Source organism: Streptococcus sp. ELY_137, from assembly GCF_058314515.1.
The window spans coordinates 224,028-243,824 of sequence record NZ_JBZFUL010000001.1 but is presented as its reverse complement, the minus strand read 5'-3'; the positions used below and the strand labels follow the sequence as shown (position 1 = coordinate 243,824).

The 19,797-nt window shown below is 39.8% G+C and carries 32 protein-coding genes; all 32 read right to left on the bottom strand.

Features of this window, described 5'->3' with window-relative positions; translation table 11 throughout:
- Positions 1-10: 10 nt before the first annotated feature.
- Positions 11-325 carry a helix-turn-helix domain-containing protein gene (locus AC4HAO_RS01230; protein WP_491134328.1) on the bottom strand — a complete coding sequence of 105 codons (315 nt, stop codon included), beginning with the start codon at positions 323-325 and terminating at the stop codon, positions 11-13.
- Entirely contained in the window at positions 315-803 is a 489-nt protein-coding gene (locus AC4HAO_RS01225) for a hypothetical protein (RefSeq protein ID WP_491134327.1), read from the bottom strand. The genes AC4HAO_RS01230 and AC4HAO_RS01225 overlap by 11 nt, the downstream gene beginning before the upstream one ends.
- 33 nt (positions 804-836) lie before the next feature.
- Positions 837-1,133 (bottom strand): hypothetical protein, encoded by a 297-nt coding sequence (locus AC4HAO_RS01220; RefSeq protein ID WP_491134325.1) that lies wholly within the window; start codon positions 1,131-1,133, stop codon positions 837-839.
- Between the two features lie 164 nt (positions 1,134-1,297).
- On the bottom strand, positions 1,298-1,504 hold the full coding sequence (locus AC4HAO_RS01215) for a hypothetical protein (protein WP_491134324.1): 207 nt from the start codon (positions 1,502-1,504) through the stop codon (positions 1,298-1,300).
- 72 nt (positions 1,505-1,576) lie between these two features.
- A complete protein-coding gene (locus tag AC4HAO_RS01210) occupies positions 1,577-1,924 on the bottom strand; it encodes a hypothetical protein (protein WP_491134323.1) in 348 nt (115 codons plus the stop codon).
- A 24-nt stretch (positions 1,925-1,948) separates the two neighbouring features.
- Positions 1,949-2,317: a hypothetical protein gene (locus tag AC4HAO_RS01205; RefSeq protein WP_447452695.1), complete on the bottom strand. Its 369-nt coding sequence runs from the start codon at positions 2,315-2,317 to the stop codon at positions 1,949-1,951.
- 118 nt (positions 2,318-2,435) lie between these two features.
- On the bottom strand, positions 2,436-4,811 hold the full coding sequence (gene mobP2 / locus AC4HAO_RS01200; RefSeq protein WP_491134322.1) for a MobP2 family relaxase: 2,376 nt from the start codon (positions 4,809-4,811) through the stop codon (positions 2,436-2,438).
- On the bottom strand, positions 4,801-5,097 hold the full coding sequence (locus AC4HAO_RS01195; RefSeq protein WP_491134321.1) for a hypothetical protein: 297 nt from the start codon (positions 5,095-5,097) through the stop codon (positions 4,801-4,803). Before AC4HAO_RS01195 ends, mobP2 begins: the two co-directional genes overlap by 11 nt.
- Positions 5,094-5,612, bottom strand: coding sequence for a hypothetical protein (locus AC4HAO_RS01190; RefSeq protein WP_491134320.1), 519 nt, complete (start codon positions 5,610-5,612; stop codon positions 5,094-5,096). The genes AC4HAO_RS01195 and AC4HAO_RS01190 overlap by 4 nt, the downstream gene beginning before the upstream one ends.
- A 12-nt stretch (positions 5,613-5,624) precedes the next feature.
- Positions 5,625-6,086, bottom strand: coding sequence for a hypothetical protein (locus AC4HAO_RS01185; protein WP_447452699.1), 462 nt, complete (start codon positions 6,084-6,086; stop codon positions 5,625-5,627).
- A 159-nt stretch (positions 6,087-6,245) separates the two neighbouring features.
- Positions 6,246-6,596 (bottom strand): hypothetical protein, encoded by a 351-nt coding sequence (locus AC4HAO_RS01180; protein ID WP_491134319.1) that lies wholly within the window; start codon positions 6,594-6,596, stop codon positions 6,246-6,248.
- Entirely contained in the window at positions 6,589-7,014 is a 426-nt protein-coding gene (locus AC4HAO_RS01175; RefSeq protein ID WP_491134318.1) for a hypothetical protein, read from the bottom strand. Before AC4HAO_RS01175 ends, AC4HAO_RS01180 begins: the two co-directional genes overlap by 8 nt.
- Positions 7,015-7,565: 551 nt before the next feature.
- Positions 7,566-7,826, bottom strand: a complete 261-nt coding sequence (locus tag AC4HAO_RS01170) for a hypothetical protein (RefSeq protein ID WP_491134317.1) — start codon at positions 7,824-7,826, stop codon at positions 7,566-7,568.
- A 1-nt stretch (position 7,827) separates the two neighbouring features.
- The gene (locus AC4HAO_RS01165; protein WP_491134316.1) at positions 7,828-8,712 is read right to left on the bottom strand and encodes a hypothetical protein; all 885 of its coding nucleotides are present in this window, start codon (positions 8,710-8,712) and stop codon (positions 7,828-7,830) included.
- Positions 8,713-8,727: 15 nt separating this feature from the next.
- Positions 8,728-9,738, bottom strand: a complete 1,011-nt coding sequence (locus AC4HAO_RS01160) for a hypothetical protein (RefSeq protein WP_491134315.1) — start codon at positions 9,736-9,738, stop codon at positions 8,728-8,730.
- Positions 9,739-10,060: 322 nt separating this feature from the next.
- Positions 10,061-10,486: a thioredoxin gene (locus AC4HAO_RS01155; protein ID WP_491134314.1), complete on the bottom strand. Its 426-nt coding sequence runs from the start codon at positions 10,484-10,486 to the stop codon at positions 10,061-10,063.
- A 69-nt stretch (positions 10,487-10,555) separates the two neighbouring features.
- A complete protein-coding gene (locus tag AC4HAO_RS01150; RefSeq protein ID WP_491134313.1) occupies positions 10,556-11,686 on the bottom strand; it encodes a DNA cytosine methyltransferase in 1,131 nt (376 codons plus the stop codon).
- Positions 11,687-11,689: 3 nt separating this feature from the next.
- Positions 11,690-12,019, bottom strand: a complete 330-nt coding sequence (locus tag AC4HAO_RS01145; protein ID WP_491134312.1) for a hypothetical protein — start codon at positions 12,017-12,019, stop codon at positions 11,690-11,692.
- Positions 12,012-12,209: a hypothetical protein gene (locus AC4HAO_RS01140; protein WP_491134311.1), complete on the bottom strand. Its 198-nt coding sequence runs from the start codon at positions 12,207-12,209 to the stop codon at positions 12,012-12,014. The genes AC4HAO_RS01145 and AC4HAO_RS01140 overlap by 8 nt, the downstream gene beginning before the upstream one ends.
- Positions 12,210-12,211: 2 nt before the next feature.
- Positions 12,212-12,619, bottom strand: a complete 408-nt coding sequence (locus AC4HAO_RS01135) for a YopX family protein (protein ID WP_491134310.1) — start codon at positions 12,617-12,619, stop codon at positions 12,212-12,214.
- A 10-nt stretch (positions 12,620-12,629) separates the two neighbouring features.
- A complete protein-coding gene (locus tag AC4HAO_RS01130; protein WP_491134309.1) occupies positions 12,630-12,785 on the bottom strand; it encodes a hypothetical protein in 156 nt (51 codons plus the stop codon).
- The gene (locus AC4HAO_RS01125; RefSeq protein WP_491134308.1) at positions 12,786-13,148 is read right to left on the bottom strand and encodes a hypothetical protein; all 363 of its coding nucleotides are present in this window, start codon (positions 13,146-13,148) and stop codon (positions 12,786-12,788) included.
- A 17-nt stretch (positions 13,149-13,165) separates the two neighbouring features.
- Positions 13,166-13,990 (bottom strand): DNA adenine methylase, encoded by an 825-nt coding sequence (locus AC4HAO_RS01120; protein ID WP_491134307.1) that lies wholly within the window; start codon positions 13,988-13,990, stop codon positions 13,166-13,168.
- Between the two features lie 167 nt (positions 13,991-14,157).
- Positions 14,158-14,499, bottom strand: coding sequence for a hypothetical protein (locus tag AC4HAO_RS01115; protein ID WP_491134306.1), 342 nt, complete (start codon positions 14,497-14,499; stop codon positions 14,158-14,160).
- A gap of 6 nt (positions 14,500-14,505) precedes the next feature.
- Entirely contained in the window at positions 14,506-14,922 is a 417-nt protein-coding gene (locus tag AC4HAO_RS01110; RefSeq protein WP_491134305.1) for a hypothetical protein, read from the bottom strand.
- Between the two features lie 8 nt (positions 14,923-14,930).
- The gene (locus tag AC4HAO_RS01105) at positions 14,931-15,140 is read right to left on the bottom strand and encodes a hypothetical protein (RefSeq protein WP_491134304.1); all 210 of its coding nucleotides are present in this window, start codon (positions 15,138-15,140) and stop codon (positions 14,931-14,933) included.
- Positions 15,141-15,262: 122 nt separating this feature from the next.
- Positions 15,263-16,759 (bottom strand): primase C-terminal domain-containing protein, encoded by a 1,497-nt coding sequence (locus AC4HAO_RS01100; protein ID WP_491134303.1) that lies wholly within the window; start codon positions 16,757-16,759, stop codon positions 15,263-15,265.
- On the bottom strand, positions 16,746-17,054 hold the full coding sequence (locus tag AC4HAO_RS01095; protein ID WP_491134302.1) for a hypothetical protein: 309 nt from the start codon (positions 17,052-17,054) through the stop codon (positions 16,746-16,748). The genes AC4HAO_RS01100 and AC4HAO_RS01095 overlap by 14 nt, the downstream gene beginning before the upstream one ends.
- Positions 17,055-17,068: 14 nt before the next feature.
- Positions 17,069-17,218: a hypothetical protein gene (locus AC4HAO_RS01090; RefSeq protein WP_491134301.1), complete on the bottom strand. Its 150-nt coding sequence runs from the start codon at positions 17,216-17,218 to the stop codon at positions 17,069-17,071.
- A gap of 309 nt (positions 17,219-17,527) precedes the next feature.
- Complete coding sequence (locus tag AC4HAO_RS01085; protein ID WP_491092505.1) at positions 17,528-18,244, bottom strand: pseudouridine synthase; 717 nt, start codon at positions 18,242-18,244, stop codon at positions 17,528-17,530.
- 48 nt (positions 18,245-18,292) lie between these two features.
- A complete protein-coding gene (gene nagB / locus AC4HAO_RS01080) occupies positions 18,293-18,994 on the bottom strand; it encodes a glucosamine-6-phosphate deaminase (protein ID WP_491134300.1) in 702 nt (233 codons plus the stop codon).
- Positions 18,995-19,198: 204 nt separating this feature from the next.
- The gene (locus AC4HAO_RS01075; protein ID WP_491092506.1) at positions 19,199-19,693 is read right to left on the bottom strand and encodes a VIT1/CCC1 transporter family protein; all 495 of its coding nucleotides are present in this window, start codon (positions 19,691-19,693) and stop codon (positions 19,199-19,201) included.
- Between the last annotated feature and the right edge of the window lie 104 nt (positions 19,694-19,797).

Genomic DNA, 19,797 nt, shown 5'->3' with positions numbered 1-19,797 from the left:
GATACTTAATTTAATAATTATTAAATTGAGCAAAATCAAGTAGAAGTTTTATATAGACTGGCGGTATTCTCTTACCTAAATCCCAATCCTCTAATGTCCTTATGGGGATGGAATACTCTCTTGAGAATTCAGCTCTTGACATATTACGAGTGTCTTTTAATGAGTTGTTGGCCAAAGTGTAAATCTTAGTCAACATATCAGCAACTTCCTGTGGATCATAGTCATCCATCCACTCTTGCCAACCACGCTCTGCTATGTAAAGTTCCAGAGTAATACCATCCTCTAAAGCTTCGCTATATAGCTGTTTAAATAACTCAAATTTCATTTATGTTCTCCTCTTTTGGCACATGCTTATCAACTAGCTCAAGTCTATATTTGTGAGCTTCTATAGCTTTTTTAAATCCCTTTTTACTATAACGTTTCTTACCAACAGTTAAATAAGCCATATATCTTACACGTCCATCTGCAAGATGGTAGGCTTGTACACCATTATAGCCAGTTTTGTTATTTTTTTGGATTTTTTCGTTTATCAAAAACGTAGCAACACCCTCAACACGCTTCTGGTCGTATCCTTCCGAGGCTCTTTCCTTTAGCGTGCCTTTTCCTACTAGCTGTCTTGCTGTTTCTTTAGCTAGACAACCGCAAGATTGTGTCTTTCCGTTTTTAATGGCAGTTCCTCTCACCTCAACTATCTTCCCACACTCACATTGGCACAACCAATGTGAGTCTTTTTCTGGACTCTTAACTTCCTTAATAACAGTGAGCCTTCCAAATTTTAGTCCTAATAGCTCCAATTTACGCATGTCATCCTCCCAAAAGCAGGGGCGAAAGCCCCACTAATTTTGTTCAATAAGAGATTCCAAATTCGCCCATTGAAGGTCATCCTCGATGTAGTCGATCAAAGTATCAGAAACATCGTTGATGTCATCCTCAGTAATTCCAGCCTCGTCAAGACTTTCTCTCCAAATCCACTTATCCAGACCAATCTCCCAAACCTTTCTAACTGGCCAATAGGCGCTTCCTTGTTGGGTGACACCGTAATCTCCATTTTCTAAGACATAAAATATCATGCCATCACTATAGAGGGATTCTGCGATTTCCTTCGCCATCGCCCTTAATTCTTCTGCTTCCATATTGTTGTTCCTCCTTTATCTTACATACTTATTATACCACGCAATGCGTGGTATGTCAACAAAAATAATTCTTTTTCAGCCGAAAAAAGCCACTATCTATGGGTAAACAGACAAGTCACGAGAATTTTTTAACAAAAAAGAAAAGAGCTTCTCAGCTCTTTATATTAATATTGGCTAATGTCTATTGCCTCAATATCATTAACATCCAACCATCTTTCATAATAAATATAAGCACTCCCATCGTACACATTTTCATCACGTCCACTAGACCAGTACGGTTCTGGTATACTGATGGAAGTAATTTGGATTTCTTGACCCGCTGGCAAACTTGTACTGCGTTCTTTTAAAAAGTTATGAATATCATTCTGCATTTGATAGAGATTTCTGTACTTCTTTAATGTATACAATCATCTTTTATTCCTCATATTCACCAAAATGAGCTATCACTCTTCTTCGATCACTTCTTCGATAATATTTAAATCTTCGATAATATTTAAATTATCGAAACTTAGCTTTTCGGGTTTTCGAGTGGGTTTCGCAATAACCACTCGTTTGCCCGTATGGTTTTTAACTGATATACAACGCCTAAACCCATGGAAACCTCCTCTTACAGATCCCCAACTGACAGGGCCTATCAATCCCTGTACAGCATCAGAGGTCCACTCTTGAGGAGTGATCCGCTCCTCTGTCTCAATATCGTAAAAATCTTTACGATAGGCTGTCTTTTGAACTTTCCGAAAAGCTCTATATAACCTCGACGGCCTCATTTTTAAGTTCACTTTTTGTGCCATAGATAGTTTTTACCTCTTTTTCTACTATTTCATCAAGTCATTAAGCTGTTTATGTAGCTTTTTGACTTCTTTTTTTCGCCATTCCCCAAGAAAATCTAGTAAAGCCGAACTCACAGTGAAAAGGGCGTATTTATAAGGGCCTACAGATTCTAACTGATCTAATTTAGCGACTAGTTTTTCAAAGTCTGTATTATCAGACATCTCAACAAGATTGGAACAAAATTGAATAATATCTTTTGCAAACAATTCAATCTGCTCAAGAATATTTCTAGAAGGGTAAAGAATCTCAAATTCCAAAATCAAGTATTGCTTAATTTCTCTTTTAGTTTTTTTCCATTCCATTAAGCCAACTTCCTTGATCAGTTCCTCAATTTTTTGATTTTTCATTTCCATTTTATTCACCTCTCATTTTAGCTACCTTTTTTTATTTTATATACATATTTTAACACATATTTGTATATCCATCAATATTTAAACGCATATTTTTATATTTATTTTTATTGATGATCTACTAAAAACTTCGGGTTTCTTCTTCTTCACGGTCATCACTTCTTCGCTTATTACGGTATGCTTGTTCTTCCTGTCTGGCCGCCGATTTCAGAGACTTAGACAAACCAGACATAAATTGACTGGTAGCCCTAAACCCCTGCCGACTGTGCAGCTGCTCCCACTTCTGAGCCTTCTGTTGGTTCAGCTGACGAGACACCATCTGGTAAAGACCTTGACTTTGATTTTCAACTGGGGTCACTTCTTTTTTCGGTTCGGATAATTGATCGTAATAGCCTATCAAGACTTTAAAATAGCGGGCATTCTCTTGACGATAAGGCCGTTTCAGCTGCTCATCAGCCAGGTGTTTCATGGTCTCATTATTCGTATGAATTTTATACTTGGTTTTAAAGACAGCTAAATGGGTTTCTAATTGCTTTTGATAAGCTTGTCGATCCATATTTTGACCAGAAGATATACTGATCAGCGATTGATCATGCGTCCGTCTCACGAGATCCAACTCCTTTTGAAGTCGAGTAACAGGCTTCTTGATGCCTTCTGCGGTTGCCTTCTCAAGTGGAAACTGCCGACTTTTGGCATAAGTTTCTGATAAATCTGCTTTTCTGATTTTATCCTTATCTTTCAACTGATAACTAGGGGTCAAGGCTAGCTGAGTAAGGTACAAGCGTTCCGCTACTTCTTTTTGTTTAAAGGCTAAGTAAGCTTGGTTCTGCCGTGTTGGCTCAATTTGTCCTAGGAGACGCTGTGTCACCAGTAGGCTGGCTTGGTCTTCTTGATAACTTCTCAGCCTCAGTGCATAGCGAAAGAGACCAAGCTCCTTGCTTTCTTTTTCGTTTTTACCGTCTTTTTGATTGGCCGCATCAATTAAACGGCTGAGATCTTCCTCACTAAAAACATTCAGGTCATTGAGCGTCATTTTTTTCTCAGCCAGATTTTGCCTTACCTGACTAACATCGTAGTAAGGATGAGACTCAAAGCCAATGACCTTGCCTTGACCCTGTCCCGATTGATCATAGTGCTCATAAACAGGCTTTTGAACCTGAATAGCCTTGGTCCCTTTAGAAATTTCATATCCTCTAGCCTGCCAGCCTTCTGCTGTTCGTAACAATCTAGCGGAAGGCTCCTGTTGTAAAATACTTTCCTGATTGTGTTGAGAGAAATGCTTTAGGTTCGATTCTAAGGATTCGGAAAACTGCGGGGCTTCCTGCTTAAACTGCTTCAATATCCGATTGCCCAGCCGCTCTCTAAGTTCCAGTTCCCGCTTCTGAAGAAATTTTTCCAGCTGATATCCCTGACTAATAACATTTCTTCGATGCTCCTCGCCAGTAACCTTCCGAAAAGCCTCGTAGTGGGTTCCTTCTGCAGCCGTATAGCTGGCCTGATAGAGCTCTAAAAAGGCCTTGGTCTCAGACTGCCAGACTTCGTAGACAGCCTTCCCCTCATTGGCCAAGTAAGAGTCAATATACTTATCCAAAAAGAATTTACTAACCGCAAAATCTTTAGCGTTAGAGCCATATCGCCACTTTTTTCCTGAGGGTAAGTGGTTAAAAGCCTGCTCCAAAAAATTTTTCTCAATCGCCTGAGTAATTTTTTCGGGCTTAAAAACCTCTTGGATGAGATTCGTTTTTAAATTGGCTAAAATTTGTTCTTGGCGCAGGTGCTGCTCTTTAGTGCGCTCACTCAGCAAACCGTGAAAGACTTGACTTTTGAGTTGTTTAATTGTCTTCTGGGAAAAGTTGCCTCGATACTCCCATCGTCTTCTTGGCTGGTAGAAAATCCGATCCCTAGCTGAATTTTTTTCAGCCAGTCCAAAATGCACATGGACATGTTCGGTATTTAAGTGGATATTTCCCCACCAAAAGGCACTGTCATCCAATCCTTCCTTAGCGATGACACCAGGCATGGCTTCACGAACAGCATTTTTTATAGCTTGTTGATCAACCTTGCCTGTCTCAATATCATAGAGCCCCTCTTTAGCTAAAAAGGCATTATCAAAAGAGATAACACCTTGCCACAGCAAACAGCCATGTTCATAAGATTCCGTTAGATCCGCCTTTAAGTGATCAACCTGATCTCTGGCCAAATAATTAACATCTTGGGTAAAGATGGCCGTCACTTCATCATTCTGATTTTCAGTAGCATAAGAGCGATTCATATAATTGATGTAGCTTTCAAAATCCAAGCCTTGTTCAGGAACGGCTGCATGAATCGCAGCTATTTGAGCCTCTGACAGCCCTTCTACGGCCTGTGTCGTTTGATCAAGAACAATATCATTATCAATCTCTACAGCTTCGTCACGGTTAGTATAATCAACGTAGCGGGCATTAGCTTCCGTATATTGCAGCATAAATGTAATGCTTGGGCTTTGGTTATTCATCATTCTCACCGCCTTCTCTTAATTCCTGTAAACAGATCACAATATAATTAGAGACGATTACTAGGAAAACATAACCGAAGAGGATATAAATTTTTGGGGGGTGCTGTTCCCCTACTAAGCTATCAGCCAAGTAGAGACCGCCCGCCAAAAAATAACAAAGGCCAGTCGCCAAGACAATGATCCAGTAAGCAATCGGACGAATCCCTTTCAGCTTATCGGCCAGACCTAAGACCACCTGAAAATTCATCAGAAACAAGGCCAAAAATCCCCAAAATGATAACGGCATCATGACCCCTTTCTAACTCCACTCGTTAGTGGCAATTGACAGTGATGGGAAATAAAACCATCTGATAAATCTTCTTTATTAAAAAAGCATGGGGTCTGGTAAGCAATCAACTCGCTACGCTTAAAATTTTCTCGTAAACTGGCAGAAGCCCGATTGACTTTTTCAGCAACTTGAGAAAAATTGAAGCCCAAACTCAAGTAGGTTGTGACTTTCTTTTCAAAAGCTTTTTTCTCTTCCTCTGTCGTTAAATAGTAATGCGTGGTCTCAGCTCTTTCATCTGCCAAATTTTCTTCATGGAGTGCTTTTTGATAATTGGAGTAGAGCTCACGCATGGCAGAAATAATTGTTTGCCAATAGTGTGAATAGGGCTTTTTAGTATAAGGATTAACCAATTGGTCTACTGGTTCCTTAAATGATCGATTAACCTTATCAAAGGTTCCTAAATTTTCAAAAGGATCAATATACCCTGTAAAATCATAGTGGATTAATTGGTGATAAAGTTCTTGACTTTTTGTCATGGTGACCTCCTACTACTGATGGAACTGATTGGCGGTCTGAGATTTGGACACATCTGCTTTTATTAACTCATCTATTTGCACAAATAAGTCTCTTTGTTTGGGATCACGTCCCGAATTCCGACTTGCCAAATCAAACGGATCCCAATTAGGACCATGCTGGCCCAGCTGAAAATTGGCTAAGCTAATATATAACAATTCATCTTGTTGCCGCTGCATCTGTTTGAGCCGACTTTCAATTTTTTCAGCTGCCGTTTTCTTCCCTTTTAACTCCTGAACACGACCATCAAACGGCGTCTCTTCCAAATTATTTTCGATGAGTAAATCATAACAGAGCGAGATACAATCTTTTATCGTGACGCCTTTTTTTCTGATGGTTTCCTTGCCATAGCGATACCGCATCAAAGCGGTTAGTTTTTCTTCAATGTCAGGCGTCATGTAGACGCCGACACGTATTTCTTTTTTGTGATTATCCATCTTTACTCCTATCAAAATTTTTTCCTACCAGCTAATCAAATCCTAACTGCTTCGGGATGGATTGGTGAGTGAACCAATCATAAAGCCATTGACGATTTTGTGGCTGAATTAAAATAATTACCACAATGATCAGTACAATAAAAGCAATTTTCCCTTTTTTCAAATTCCGCCACCTGCCCTTCTTTCTGCAGCTAAAGCATCCACATCATCCATAAATGCCAACCAATCAGAAACTAAATTTTCTGTTACATCAAGGTGGGCTAAAATAGCCGCTTCTGTAATATCTTCTTTGACCAGTGTTTCAACTAAAACTTTCTGTTGATCTTTAATCTCAGTTAGCTCTGTCGCAAACTGATTATCATAATAATTGAGTCCATCGTTAGCAACTATCATCTGACATTGGCTCAACATAAATTGATTAAAGGATGGGTACTGATAAGTCTCTGAAATTTTTTTCAACTGCTCATAAACAGCATCCGAAACATTTCTAACTTTAATATCTTTACTCATGATGATCCTCCATCAATAATTCTTGCAGGGCCTCAAACTCACCTGACATTAAGAGCGCTTCTTCCCGTTTTTGACGTTGCTCAATGGCCAGAGGTTCAATCATACCTTCATACTCTAGCCAACGAGAAATATGTCCATTAATTTTTTTCAGCCGCTCATTCATTTGATTCAGCTGTTCTTGCTTTTTGGTCCATTGTTGTTTGAGGAAAGCTGTCGTTTCTGCCATCTGAGTTAGGTGAGCCAAGTACAAATGTTCTGCCCGATTGAACTGGCCCTGATGAATTTTATCTCGACACATTTTTAGAAGAAACTGATTAAATGACGAAGCCTTTTCTTTTTCGGCCAGTGCTCTTAAATACTTTAGCTCACTACCAGATAGGCCAGAAATTTCAACTCTATTTTTCTTTGTTTTTGCCATAAATTTATCCCCTCTATTTTTTTTCAAACTCATCATAAGGGATAATAACTTTTGAGTCAATTCCCTAACAAAGAAAAGTTTTTAGGCGGCCCAAAAACGGCCGCCCTTCTTTTTTCTTTTTACGGAGAAAAAGCCAAAAGAAGCAAAAAAGAAAACTCAGACTCGCACCACAACGAAATATAAAATTTCTGTTTGTGCGGTTTTCCTTTGTCTGAGACTTTCCTCCAAGGCTAAGGCCTTTTTAGAGGTCTCAGAGTCAGAAAAGAGCATAAGGGAAACTGTCCCCACGTTCCGTGTGGACCCGTCAGTGACGGGGTTTCCCGTACCGGTAACTTTCTCTGCTATCGCATACTAATAACACCATGCTATTTTAGCCTTATAGCATACCAACGACATACTAAAATGACAGGCATTTTTCAAATAACATACAATTAACACTAAGATTTTTTGGCCATTTTTGAACCAAAACGCCCATAATTTTGACTCAGCTGTTGACGAAAAGAGGCCGAATCCTTTTTTAAGATTCCGCCCATTTTCAGCTGAAGAGGTCGTCAACTTTCGGGCTCATTTTGAGTCGCCTGCCGTTTTTCTTTCTCCTCATTTTTGAGAGTTTGTAATTCATTTTTTAGCTCAGAATGGACCGAAACTAAGTCAATCGATTTCTCCTTTTTCTTGCGGAGTTGAAAATAAATTTTTCCCAAATCTAGCAGATAAGCTTCTTCTGCTTTCTTGCGTTCAGCCTCAATCGCCTTCAATTTTTCTGCTTGTGCTGCATAATCTTTATCCAGCTTCGTTAAATTTTTCATAGCCATTTTATTTCTCACTTTCTACTATTTCTGCTTGACCGACAGGCTCTGATTTTCTCACTAAGGCAAGTTCTCCTGACTTTGTATAACCGGAATATTCTGATAGAGATAAGGGCAAGAGCTTGTAATGTAACTCAGCTTTTTCAAAAGGATAAACACAAAAAATTGGGGTTAATACAAGATCACCTTTTTCAAATCGTCTAAACTTTTGGTGAGTTGTCACATTATATCCTGTGGAAATTTTTGTCGATTCTTTTTTTAACAGATAGGAGCATTCAATAAATTTCTGATACTCATTTTTGATGGCATGTTTGGAAATCGTTCGCAGTCGATCGTCAATATTTTCAATAGCCGCATCTTTAAAAATATTGGTCTCAGGAATATTTGAATCGTTTAATTTTCGTATCCCTAAGTACGCTTTATTCAGAACTTTTTTAAAGAGATAGGCTCGAAAAATTTTGGGTTTCAGGAACTTAATAAGAAGATGAATCATACCAAAAATGAGCCAGACTTCTAACATAGATATTAGCAATTGGTCAGTTGGCACCAATCTTAAAGAAGCCATTAGAATTGAAAATTTTACCGAAAAATAAATCGTAGACTTAAAAAGCCAACTAATAGAAAATTCGTCCCCAAAAAGACTCTTAGCCAAATAGAAAATGAATAGCATTAACAGTATTACTGATAACATGTTTAGACCCATATTCGCAAAAGTTACTAATGCTTTTTTCGGGAAGAAAACATGAGTAATAAAACTAATCAACACGCCTAAGTAAACTATAGTTACTAACCTAAACAGCCATTTATCCACAAAGCCTATGAGCCAATTTAAGAAAGCGGCTGCTGTTAATGGTGTACTTTCTTTACGGTAATTTTTAAATAATTGAAGCATTAAAATCTCCTTTCTCTATTTATTCAGCTGAACCGATTGAACAGGACTGGCAAATTCAAAGGTGCCATTTTTAACGGCTTCTTTTTTCGCAGCTAACGATTTCAACTTAGCCTGTATCGTTTCAATATTGGCATTGGCCTCTTCAATCGTTGTATTTTTCGAGTCAATATCATCTTGGATTTTCTCAACATTAGATTGATTATCTTCCAAGTCTTGCCCCGTTAGATACTTAGCCTCTTTGTTCAAGCGTTCAATCTTAGAACCGTCATCTGAGATAACTTTATTCAGCTGGGCAATGGATCGATTGAGAGATTTTAGCTGCCCTTTTTGGAAGGTCACTTCCTTATCTAGCTCTGATAAAGTGAAGGCTTCTCGAGACGTTTCAGCGATTGATTTAGACTTCAATTTTGGTCCTTGAGTCGTGACATAGAACTCAACAACATTGTCATCCGAAGAGGGTTTTTGACTCTGATTTGAAGCAAATGAAGAGGACGATGACGAGTCATTCAGGTCAACATTGATTTCAGAAGTATCAACCGAATGGTTAGTAATATCGATCGCAATTGCCTCAAAATTTTTAGGAACCCCTGTGATAATCACTGAAATTTTATTATCAATAATTGGTACAACTTCCATCTGCATCGCTTCAGATGGATTCTTGGCGTACATCTTCCAAGAGAGATTATCTGAAGCAATACCCAAGTCCACATCCGTTGTTTTATCTGATGTTTCAAACTGAAGAACAATGGCTCCTTTCTTCTTATCATACGTTTGAGACGTCATCTTAATACTGCCAGAATTATTCTGGAAAGTTTGTTCGGTGGCCAACTGGGCATCTGAATATTTCTGCTTATTTGGTGAGAAATAAGAGCCAACTACCAGGTATGAGATGACCGATAAAAGAACCAAAACATTGACAAGTTTACGCCTGACTTTATTGCGTTTATACCATGTAAAAGGCCAGAGAACCGTCTGAAGAAATGGGGATTCATTCAGACGGTTACGGACCTTTTTGAGACTATCCATAGGTTACAGTCCTTTCTGTTTAAGATAATAAGAGTTTAAGGGATAATCATTTTTTAACAAATTTACCGACAGTTCAGCGTCATTTTTTTCTAAAAAAGTCCCAGGTGAATCCCTGAAACTTTGTGCCTAATAACCGCTGAAAAATCATCAAGATAATGGCTAAAATGGGGCTAAGAATTTTATTTCTTTCCTCATCATTCCAATAGTAACTGATTCGACAGATCGGCAGCAAATAACAAGCCAGTAACAGTAAATCAAACGTATTATGAAAAAGAAAATTAATCATGAGCGGTTACTCCTTTGGGATATTTCGATGGCTCTTTTACTCACCAAAAACCTCCTCAATCGCTTTGTTATTAGCAACTTTTTGACCTGATTTAGTTTTTATGGCATAGGTATAAGAACGGACATTGCCATTTCTGATCTTTATGACTGTGGCTGATTTAACCACTCCATACTTTTCTACTAATGTGTGGCCAGCTTTAGATGTTACATCAACATAGTAAGTGGGGTAAGAGTTCTTCTCCGCAGCTTTAATGACAGCCTGTTTTCCCGCCTTACAGTAAGGACAACCAGGCTTATAGAACACCAAGTTAACATCCTGATTGACCACCGTCTTTTGATAAACAGCGGCTGTCAAATGCCTATCATAGTCTTTGACAAAAGCAGAGGTACCAACTTTAACCCCACTTAAAATAATAATGACAACAGCCAAAAAGATTAGCCAGATTTTTTTAGATGAGTTCATGTCCATTACCCTTCCTTCTTTTCTCGTCTTTCATTGCGTGTTGGATTATCTTTCATTTGTTTTTCCTTTCTACACTAGTCGCTCTGCGATTGCTTGGATCACAGGAACAGTGACGCTGTTCCCCGCTTGCTTATACAGTTGAGAATTAGAATTGACCGCTTGAGCCCTATCAAAAGCCCAATCAGGAAAACCCTGCAGGCGCCAACATTCTCGAGGTGTTAGTTTGCGAATCCTTGTCCCTTGCTCTATTCCAAAGGTTCCTGCAGACGTTGACCCAGAATGACCATTAGCCGTTAAAGTCCCAATTATCTCTTTTTCTGATTGATTGTGTAAATCATAAATCTTGAGATAATTGTTTTCCTGATAACTGTTGCTGGTTAAGGTTGGAGCCAGATCATGGTCACCGCCTTTGTTATAGCCATGGCTGCGTTGAATGATCTTGACGCCTTCTCCTTTGTTCGTAGTGAGTGTAGGAGCTAAGCCATTCGTTTGATAAACCTTGCCATTCATTCCTCGGCCAGAGGGGTTGACGTTGCCAACGGCCTGCGGCTGTTGACCTTCAACAATGTACGATCCGTTACGCTGGGCTTCGTAGTATCTGGCGTTGAGAGTATTGGTAACAGCTTCTTGTCCTTGAAATTTTTGAGCTTCTGTGTCGCTGTCTCCGAGAGGAAATATTGGTCGGGTACCTGCTCCTCTAAGATGTCCGATAATGTAGACCCGGCGTCTATCTTGGGGGACACCGAAATGGGCGCTGTTAAGCACTTGCCATTCCACATCATACCCCAGTTGGTCCAAGGTTCTGAGCATGGTCTCAAATGTAAGGCCTCGTTCATGGGAGAGGAGCCCTCGGACGTTCTCAAGGAATAGATATTGAGGTCTGAGAAGAGATGCGAACCTTGCAATTTCAAAGAAGAGAGTTCCTCGTGTATCTTCAAAACCTCGTCGGTTTCCCGCAAGGCTGAAAGCCTGGCACGGAAATCCGCCACAGATAATGTCCACACTTCCGAGTCCTTGAATAATGTCATCTGACACCCTTCTGATATCATGTAACTCTAATTCTCCTTTCGTATCATAAATAGCTTTATAACTGGCTCTGGCGAACTTATCAATCTCACAGAAACCCAGGCAGGTATGGCCTGCGGATTCCATACCAAGGCGAAAGCCCCCTATTCCTGCGAATAAATCAAGAAATTTCATATGTTATTCCTTTTCTCTTAACTGGGCTAAATCTTCAGATATGTAGGCAATATTATTAATATAGTCATAAAAGGAAACCTTCACACCTTTCACACTTTCCCAGAAGTCCAACCATTCGCAATAACCCATATCCTTCGAGAAAGCGCAGTCTAGTTCTTGCCTAGATATTTGACGATTAAACCTTAGCCAGTCACACCAGCTATAAAGAGTTTGATTAAGATGAAATGGGGGTTCACCAATAACGACTTTAGGCACTTTATCAGGAAGCAAGTCATTGAGTTGTTCTAAGGCCAGCTCTCTATGAACTTTTATATCTCGAGCAATTTCAATCATTTTCTACCTTTCTAACTTGCCAACCTAATATATCAGCAACTTCCTTAGCTTCCTCTAAGGTGTTAAAGCGTTTAGCCCCAGAATCAGCTCCTGGCATATCATCTACTGCTACAACCGCAAAGACGTCATACCAGTTTGTGAAATAGAGGTGATTGCCATCTGTGACAACATAACTATTATGATTTAACATGGTTATTTTCCTTTCTTTTCAAAAGCATGGCCAACAATAACAAGGCCATAAAATTCAACATGATCCTCACATAAAAGATCTGAGAGATCTATCGTCTTTTTACGCTTATCAGAAGGCTCATAATAGTGACGAAACTCAAATGAGCCATCCGTCCAGTAAACAGTCCAATGTTTCCAATCCAAGGGATTCTCAGAGGCACGGCTTTCTAGGATATGACCTTCATAAATCATGTTGCCTTCCCTATCTTTTATCCCTGTAGAAGCCAGTAGTTCAATACTATCAAAAGAGCGGATACCACAATCACTGTCATCAACATAAGGCAAGGTCCAAATGATTTCTCGATCAAAGTCAATGCCATGAACTGGTAAGATTTCTTTAAATTCTTTATCCCAAGCTAAAAATTTTTGCATTATAGATACCTCACATCCATACAAACCAAGCAACAGCCAGCACATCAACTAAAATAATAGAAACAAAATATTTGATATCATCACTTACAACAGTTGCAACAGGAAAAAATAAATTTGCAAGCACTAACAACAGTGCAAGCATTCTTTCTAAAAAATAAACATCCATTTATACCCTCTTTTCTGCCATTTCCTTCAGGTGGACAAAGGTTTTATAATCAACTTCTTCCTCTTCCTTTACGAAATAAGAATAGGCTTCGTCATGACACTCCTCTGCTTCTTGTTGTCTAAAGCCATCATACCCAGCAAGGGCAAATCCAGCTCCATAACCAACTGCCGATGCTTCTATCACATCAGAATGCCAGCTTAAAAAGTCAGAAGCTTCAACTTCTTCGATAGTGACATTATCTTTCAAGGTAATCCGAGAAGCGTCGACAACCCAATTTTTATCGTCCTCGACCCAGAAAAGATATTGCTTATTGCCTAGTGGGAGGTAGTCTCCCCAAGCGTATTGTCCGTTGTTGTTTTCCATGTCATTTCTCCACCTTTCTAACTAAATAAATTCTGCTGTTCCACATCTTGACTAAACAATTCTAACTGCCGGGCTGGCTGAAAATTCATCCAAAGGACTTCCGTCCGTGGTAGTCCTTGTTCTGCAGTCGCTGCAAATTCCAAGTGTTCCCAGTTGGATAAATACTGATTGTACAAATCACTGGCATAGCCACTAAGAATAATCTTAGCTTTGCTTTGATTCAAAACTTCTAAAAGTTCTATGTGATCCTTGTCTGTCATCTCATACTGGTACTGCTCCCTTGTTCTGGTTGACAGAACATAAGGCGGATCAATATACATGCAGACCTCTGGATGATCGAAACGGCTGATCAATTCCAGAGCTGGCCGATTCTCTATCTGCACCTTTTTCAGGCGCAGAGCAATCTCTTGAATCAGGCTAGGTAAATCATTCCAATGCTTAACAGCATAAGCCCGTTCACGGCCAATAATATCGTTCTTCCAGCCTGACTTTTCTTTCAGACGAAAGCCGTGAGACATGGTCGAGCGAATCAGGAAATTAAAAGCTTGATCAACTTCTGTTTTGGGGTGCTGTTCCCAAGCCATATCATAGATTTTGCGACTGTAAGGCGTTAAGAACAGCTTCTCCTGAAGGGTGCCAGGATCAGACTGGATAACTTGGAAAAGATTAATAACCTCGTCTGATAAGTCGTTAACTGTCTCTATTGAGCTGGCCGATTTGGTAAAGAGCACCGCTCCAGAGCCAAAATAGGGTTCCAAGTAACTCTTATGTCTAGGCAGTAAGTCCACAATCCTTTTGGCAAGATTCCACTTACTGCCTGGGTAACGTAATAGGGATCTCATATCTTCACCTCTTTAGAGAAGGCAAATATAAAGTGCCTTTATAATTTTTAAAATACCTTTTATTCAGCATCCTAATAGCAGCTTGCCCCTGCCGTGTGCAAGGTTTTTCTGTTGCCGTCTTGATACTTTTAAGTACTAGGCTTCGGTCCCCAACATAATCTAGCAACTTATATGTCATAATCTTCTCCTTCAATTTCTTTCCCAGAAATGACATCAGGAATCCAACTGTCTGTATCACGATCATGATACATAAGCGTGAGATAATGGCCATTGTCTCTGGCCGACTTAATCACCGCTACTAATGCTGGAGTTAAGCCCGTTACATAAACTGTGAGATCACCTGTCCCTGGTTTAATATTTAAATTGTCTAATTTTGTCCCGACAACATCATATAAATGGGCAGGATTGATAGGAAATATAATATCTCCTTCTCCAAAAACGTAATCTTTCACAGGCAAATCATGTCTGCCTGCAACGAGTCCGAGTGATTTTTCAATTCTATTTTTCATTTTTATTTAGTCCTCCATAAAATCAAGTAAGCTAAGCTGAACCTTGGTTACCTTGGCTAGTTGGTGAACTTCCTTTTCTACCTGTTTATAAGCCTCTAAAATAGACCCAAAGGAATCAATATCAAACTCGGTATAAATTCCTAAAATTGGCATTAGAGGATAATGCTTTTGTTTCTCCTCTTTAAGAAAATGAGCAACACCCTTTTTTGAACTGATGATCCGATCAACCCGTATCAAAGCTGGTAGGGGCGTCAAATAATCAGAAGATTGATAAAACGTCAGGCAAACCTGACCAGGCTCAATTTGGTAAAAATTCTGATGTTTATTATTGATCTTAAAATAATAAACATTGGCTTCTTGCCCCAAACCAGTAAGGTAATACCCTTTTATAATTTTGGTTTGGAGACCAGCTTGTTCAGCCATAAGACCTCCTAACTAGCCCGGAAAAATTTAAACGGGGCATTGTAATAACAAATCTTATCTTGGTCATACTCACTGACTTTTTTAGTAACAGCCTCTGGTAGCTCTAAACGGAATCGCTCTAGATACTGATGAGCCAAACCCAAGCTATCAAATGTCTTGATTGCTCCCTTTTCCCTCACAAAATCCCCACTTTCATAATTAAAAATAATCCAGCACATAAGATTCTCCTTTTTGACACCTGCTAACACCAGCTAAATTAAATTTCCCCGCTCTGTCTTTTCAACAGATAGCATGGCCTATCCTAGATATAAATGTAATGGCAGATTGCGGGTTTAGAATTTTAGCCAATATCAGCCTCAAACAAATAGAGCTGTCTAGCCTGTTCTAGGCTTTCTAAAGCTTCTATTATGACTCTCGCTATCCTTTCCCTCTTTTCTCTAAATAGATCTGCTAAATAGCTCATATAAGCCGCCTGCTTCTCCTTTTTCAGCTGGAGAACCTGCAGTAAGAGCGTTCTAACAGCTCCAATCCTAATGCCGCCTCCGCGGCCAGCTTTAACGGTATAGAAGACTTTCTGATCTTCTCTCAGCAGTTGTAAAACTTTATCCAAACTGCGTTCAGGAATTTTGAGAGCCTCTCGGATTGTCTTTTTAGACGTGTATAAGATTGGACTATCCATTGAGGTTGTTTCCCTCAGGTAAGCCAGAACATCTTCCTTCCACTCGTAAAAATGAGATCGAGAACGCTGGCTGCGCTTTTTCTTAAACTTGGTCCACCCTTGACGGATAAAGAGGTCTTTTACCATTAAATCGGCATCGACCCAAGTCTTGCACAGCAGCAAAATATATTCCCGACTGGCTGCTTCGTATTTCTCTGAATAAGCACTCTTGATAATCTTTAGGACTTCCTCTGAGGCGAGCGGTTCGGCCAATCGGTCATTGAATTGATCTAAAACGGCCTCACAATCGCCCTGAGAGACACCTGATGAATAGTTCGCTAAAGCCAATGTAAACAATACGTTGTTTCTGCCCATTTGAGCTTTAGCGCCTTTAATGACTGACTCATTCATCAGCTTGTGATACCAGGGTTCATCAATTTGTTTCTGTCCCGATGTTCCCGTAATAACTGTTAGATTAGGTTTCTTACTTGGAAATGGAAGGTCTGACTGTTTCATTGACCAATTAAGCCACTCCTGAAACGGATAAGTGTACTCTTCATGGAAAAACTCGATATTATCTGTTCGGGGCATTCGAGCAATCCCAAAGTGATTACACGTCATATCGACAGGCAGTCCTTCTTTTTGAAAATAAAGTCTCAGATTTTGAGAAATAGTCTTAGCAACTTTAACTACTTTAAACTGAGAGTTAGCCGTGACATAAGCAGGCTCAGAAAGGACAAAATACGCTTGATAGCCGTGGTCAGATTTTAGAATAGCCGTTGGCATGAAGCCCAGATCGATCGCAGCCGTTAGAATATCGCTGCTGGTCATAGCTTCAACCCTAGAATGAATATCAAAGTCCACATAGAAGGTATTAATTTGCCTTAAATTATCCTCACTGTGCCCTTTAGTGATCTGACGGTTCTGATCACTATACGTCCCATAACGATAAACGTTCGGGGTCCAGTGGCTAAAGGTTGCCTGATGATCTTCCAAAGCTTCAAGAGAGGTTAGAACCAACCCTTTAGCCGCCATCATCTCCTGCTTAGAGCGATAACCGAAAATGGATCCCTTAGCTCCTTCATCAGCTGAAGATAGACTTTTTAACCGACTATTTTTAAATCTTGTTTGCCTAAGACCGTCTTTTAAAATCAATCTGTAAATATTAGTTACGTTCATCTCTTTCCTTACTATCAACGATTTTATAAGCTAATTTTCCTTTAAATTCAGTAATTTCTAAACCTAGCATGATTGCTATTTCCTTATATTTACCAAACTCATCAACAAGAATATTTCCATCAGAAATAGGAAGCTTTTTAGATAGTTCTTTGACTGGATTAAAAACTGTATATTCACCTGTTGGATCCATAATCGCAACAGAATCCACATTCGGATTTTCTAACAGCTTTTTAATTCTTAGTTCTGAAGAACCTTTTCTACTACTAATTGCTATTTCTACCTTTTCTTGAGTCATTATAATCTTCCCTCCTACAAACCCATTGTTTCAAATAGATCCAGCTGATATTGAGAACTCACTGATAATCCTTTAGTTCCTGTTTCAACTGCAGGATGATCATGATCAATCACCTCAAAGATTTTCAACTGATCAATATCTAGGATAAGTTCTAAACCTTTCATAGCTGCTGCTCCTTCCTCTATAGACTCACTATTAAACGGCAACAAAAAAAGAGAACAGATGTAACTCTGTCCTCTAATCAAGGTTAATTTATTTCTATTCTAAAAACTCTTACCACTTACGAGAACGTAGGCTGGTTTTTTAAAGAATTTGAAAATTCCAAAATGAAGTTAGTTAGTTGAGGATATGCAAATTCCCCAGAGAGATATAATTGTCATCACCACAACAATAATTAGAAAGACTCTGAGATGCAAGACTGTGATACACCTGCTACCACGGTTTAATATCCAGCTACCTCCTCTCTCCCTCTTTTAATCCAAGTATCGTTTTAATAACTCTTTTTCAGCAACTGTTGGTTTCCGATAAGAACCCACAGGTAGATCTCCCAGCTCAAAAGGACCAAAGGAAATACGACTGAGATAGGTAACTTTAACACCATAGGCTAGGAACATTTTCTTGACCTGATGAAACTTACCTTCCGAAATGGTAATATAAGCTCTGCTGAGCTCTGATCCAGAACTGATAATCTGTAGCTTAGCTGGCTTACAAACCCTACCATCTAAAAAAGCAATGCCCTTGTCAAAAAAAGCAGGCGCATCAGAAGCAAGCGTATCGTTAACCTCCACATAATAGGTTTTGTCCACGTGGTGCTTGGGATGGAGCAGACGAAAACCTAAGGGACCATTGTTGGTGATAAGAACCAGCCCTTCCGTGTCGCGATCCAAGCGGCCAACGGGATAGAGGCCTTCCTTGCGGTCACCAGGGGCAATGAGATCAATGACCGTCTGGTGCTGGGTATCTTTTACCGCTGACACCACACCCCTGGGTTTATTGAGAATATAATAAGTGTCTGGAGAATGACTGAGCTGTTGACCTGACACTGTAATGGTCTGCAGGCTGGGATCGACATTGAGGCTGTCAAAACGCGCTAGCTGGCCATCCACGCGCACCTGTAGACTGCGAATCAATTTCTTAACGTGATTTCTAGAGCCAAAACCCGCCTGACCTAATAGTTTATCTAATCGCATACATTCATTGTAACACAAAAGGAGCTTAGGCAGCTCCTTACTTTTGTCTCATAACTTACAGGCAGCTTCTTGATCCAAAATGATGGTAACATCCGGATGTTCCTGCAGAACGCTGGCTGGTAAGGCTTCAGTCACTGGCCCATTGATCATCTGCGAGACTGCCTCCGCTTTATCTTGACTATAGGCAAAAAGAATAATGCTCTTAGCTGACATGATAGAAGCAATTCCCATTGAGACCGCCTGAGTTGGCACATCCTCTGGCCTTGCAAAAAATCGACTATTAGCCTCAATCGTACTTGGCGTTAAATCAACCACATGCGTCCTACTGTTAAATGGTGTTCCTGGTTCATTAAAACCAATATGTCCATTGCGACCGATACCTAAAATCTGTATATCAATACCATGATCAGCGATCAAGTCCTCATAATCCGCCGCTGCCGCTTCCAAATTTTCCGCTTGGCCATCTGGCAGAAAATGCTCTTTTACATTCTTGTGATCAAAGAGTTGATCTTTCATAAAATAATGATAGGATCTCGGATCCTCAGGGGCCAGACCAACATACTCATCCAAATTAATAGAGGTCACCTGTGATAGGTCAAGGTCACTGGCAGCTAACGCTTTGTAGAAAGCCTCTGGTGAACTCCCTGTCGCTAGGCCCAAGACTCTGGCACCTTGTGCTAATTTTTCTTTTACCAAGCCTAAGGCATATTGAGCGCCATCTTCCTGTGAAGCAACTATCTTAATATTCATCGCTATCCCTCCTTACTATTAGTATATGGTCTATACCAATTTTTGTCAAGAGTCAGAAATAAAATAAAACCACCCTCCGAAGGTGATTAAAAATTATCCTGTCAACTATACCAAACTATCAATTGCATCCAATAAGTCCCTTCCAGTGCGATTAAAGCAAATCCCTTAGCCAGCTGCTTAGTGCCTCTCTTACAACTAACTCTTCTAAACCAAACCACCCAAGAGATAACCAATATAATAGGCAACCAAAGTTGCCACAAGACCAACCGCAACCGTCCTAAATACTTCCTTATACCGTCCTTGGTTGGTAATACTTCCCTTAACAAGACCCAGCAGAATCAAAGCGACCGTGACCAGTAGACAGGCAACCCAGAAAGTATAGCCTCTAAAGACACCCAGACGATTGACGAGGAGATAAGAAACTAAAGGAAAGAGGCCAAAAATATTGAAAGATAAAAAGGTCGCAAGGGCATTTTTAAGAGCTTGCTTACTGTCGGTCTGCGTTTCAGTCGTTGAACTTAAGTAATCACCAACCGCCATGGAAAAGCCATCTGCCAACAAATTAGAAAATCCCATAATCACAATGGCCATCGTTCCAAGACGGCCGCCAACAGCACCTGCTACAACTGCAAAGGTAGTCACAATCCCATCCAGACCTCCATAAACAATGGACTTGGCATAATGTCGTAAATTCAGCATAATCAGTACCCTAATTCCTTATTTATAACTATTCTAATTACTATCCTTATTATAGCACTTATTAATAATCATTACAATTAAGGGTTAAAGGGAGTCAGATATTG

Coding starts and splice junctions, on each gene's coding strand:
- AC4HAO_RS01090 (WP_491134301.1), bottom strand. CDS start 17,218: ATGAAAGGTTTAGAACTTATCCTAGATATTGATCAGTTGAAAATCTTT.
- AC4HAO_RS01180 (WP_491134319.1), bottom strand. CDS start 6,596: ATGAGTAAAGATATTAAAGTTAGAAATGTTTCGGATGCTGTTTATGAG.
- AC4HAO_RS01230 (WP_491134328.1), bottom strand. CDS start 325: ATGAAATTTGAGTTATTTAAACAGCTATATAGCGAAGCTTTAGAGGAT.
- AC4HAO_RS01140 (WP_491134311.1), bottom strand. CDS start 12,209: ATGTTAAATCATAATAGTTATGTTGTCACAGATGGCAATCACCTCTAT.
- AC4HAO_RS01105 (WP_491134304.1), bottom strand. CDS start 15,140: ATGTGCTGGATTATTTTTAATTATGAAAGTGGGGATTTTGTGAGGGAA.
- AC4HAO_RS01155 (WP_491134314.1), bottom strand. CDS start 10,486: ATGAACTCATCTAAAAAAATCTGGCTAATCTTTTTGGCTGTTGTCATT.
- AC4HAO_RS01195 (WP_491134321.1), bottom strand. CDS start 5,097: ATGATGCCGTTATCATTTTGGGGATTTTTGGCCTTGTTTCTGATGAAT.
- AC4HAO_RS01095 (WP_491134302.1), bottom strand. CDS start 17,054: ATGACTCAAGAAAAGGTAGAAATAGCAATTAGTAGTAGAAAAGGTTCT.
- AC4HAO_RS01160 (WP_491134315.1), bottom strand. CDS start 9,738: ATGGATAGTCTCAAAAAGGTCCGTAACCGTCTGAATGAATCCCCATTT.
- AC4HAO_RS01135 (WP_491134310.1), bottom strand. CDS start 12,619: ATGCAAAAATTTTTAGCTTGGGATAAAGAATTTAAAGAAATCTTACCA.
- AC4HAO_RS01205 (WP_447452695.1), bottom strand. CDS start 2,317: ATGGAAATGAAAAATCAAAAAATTGAGGAACTGATCAAGGAAGTTGGC.
- AC4HAO_RS01145 (WP_491134312.1), bottom strand. CDS start 12,019: ATGATTGAAATTGCTCGAGATATAAAAGTTCATAGAGAGCTGGCCTTA.
- AC4HAO_RS01120 (WP_491134307.1), bottom strand. CDS start 13,990: ATGAGATCCCTATTACGTTACCCAGGCAGTAAGTGGAATCTTGCCAAA.
- AC4HAO_RS01215 (WP_491134324.1), bottom strand. CDS start 1,504: ATGCAGAATGATATTCATAACTTTTTAAAAGAACGCAGTACAAGTTTG.
- AC4HAO_RS01190 (WP_491134320.1), bottom strand. CDS start 5,612: ATGACAAAAAGTCAAGAACTTTATCACCAATTAATCCACTATGATTTT.
- AC4HAO_RS01130 (WP_491134309.1), bottom strand. CDS start 12,785: ATGGATGTTTATTTTTTAGAAAGAATGCTTGCACTGTTGTTAGTGCTT.
- AC4HAO_RS01170 (WP_491134317.1), bottom strand. CDS start 7,826: ATGGCTATGAAAAATTTAACGAAGCTGGATAAAGATTATGCAGCACAA.
- AC4HAO_RS01150 (WP_491134313.1), bottom strand. CDS start 11,686: ATGAAATTTCTTGATTTATTCGCAGGAATAGGGGGCTTTCGCCTTGGT.
- AC4HAO_RS01115 (WP_491134306.1), bottom strand. CDS start 14,499: ATGAAAAATAGAATTGAAAAATCACTCGGACTCGTTGCAGGCAGACAT.
- AC4HAO_RS01210 (WP_491134323.1), bottom strand. CDS start 1,924: ATGGCACAAAAAGTGAACTTAAAAATGAGGCCGTCGAGGTTATATAGA.
- AC4HAO_RS01185 (WP_447452699.1), bottom strand. CDS start 6,086: ATGGATAATCACAAAAAAGAAATACGTGTCGGCGTCTACATGACGCCT.
- AC4HAO_RS01110 (WP_491134305.1), bottom strand. CDS start 14,922: ATGGCTGAACAAGCTGGTCTCCAAACCAAAATTATAAAAGGGTATTAC.
- AC4HAO_RS01100 (WP_491134303.1), bottom strand. CDS start 16,759: ATGAACGTAACTAATATTTACAGATTGATTTTAAAAGACGGTCTTAGG.
- AC4HAO_RS01225 (WP_491134327.1), bottom strand. CDS start 803: ATGCGTAAATTGGAGCTATTAGGACTAAAATTTGGAAGGCTCACTGTT.
- AC4HAO_RS01175 (WP_491134318.1), bottom strand. CDS start 7,014: ATGGCAAAAACAAAGAAAAATAGAGTTGAAATTTCTGGCCTATCTGGT.
- AC4HAO_RS01125 (WP_491134308.1), bottom strand. CDS start 13,148: ATGGAAAACAACAACGGACAATACGCTTGGGGAGACTACCTCCCACTA.
- AC4HAO_RS01085 (WP_491092505.1), bottom strand. CDS start 18,244: ATGCGATTAGATAAACTATTAGGTCAGGCGGGTTTTGGCTCTAGAAAT.
- AC4HAO_RS01165 (WP_491134316.1), bottom strand. CDS start 8,712: ATGCTTCAATTATTTAAAAATTACCGTAAAGAAAGTACACCATTAACA.
- nagB (WP_491134300.1), bottom strand. CDS start 18,994: ATGAATATTAAGATAGTTGCTTCACAGGAAGATGGCGCTCAATATGCC.
- AC4HAO_RS01220 (WP_491134325.1), bottom strand. CDS start 1,133: ATGGAAGCAGAAGAATTAAGGGCGATGGCGAAGGAAATCGCAGAATCC.
- AC4HAO_RS01075 (WP_491092506.1), bottom strand. CDS start 19,693: ATGCTGAATTTACGACATTATGCCAAGTCCATTGTTTATGGAGGTCTG.
- mobP2 (WP_491134322.1), bottom strand. CDS start 4,811: ATGATGAATAACCAAAGCCCAAGCATTACATTTATGCTGCAATATACG.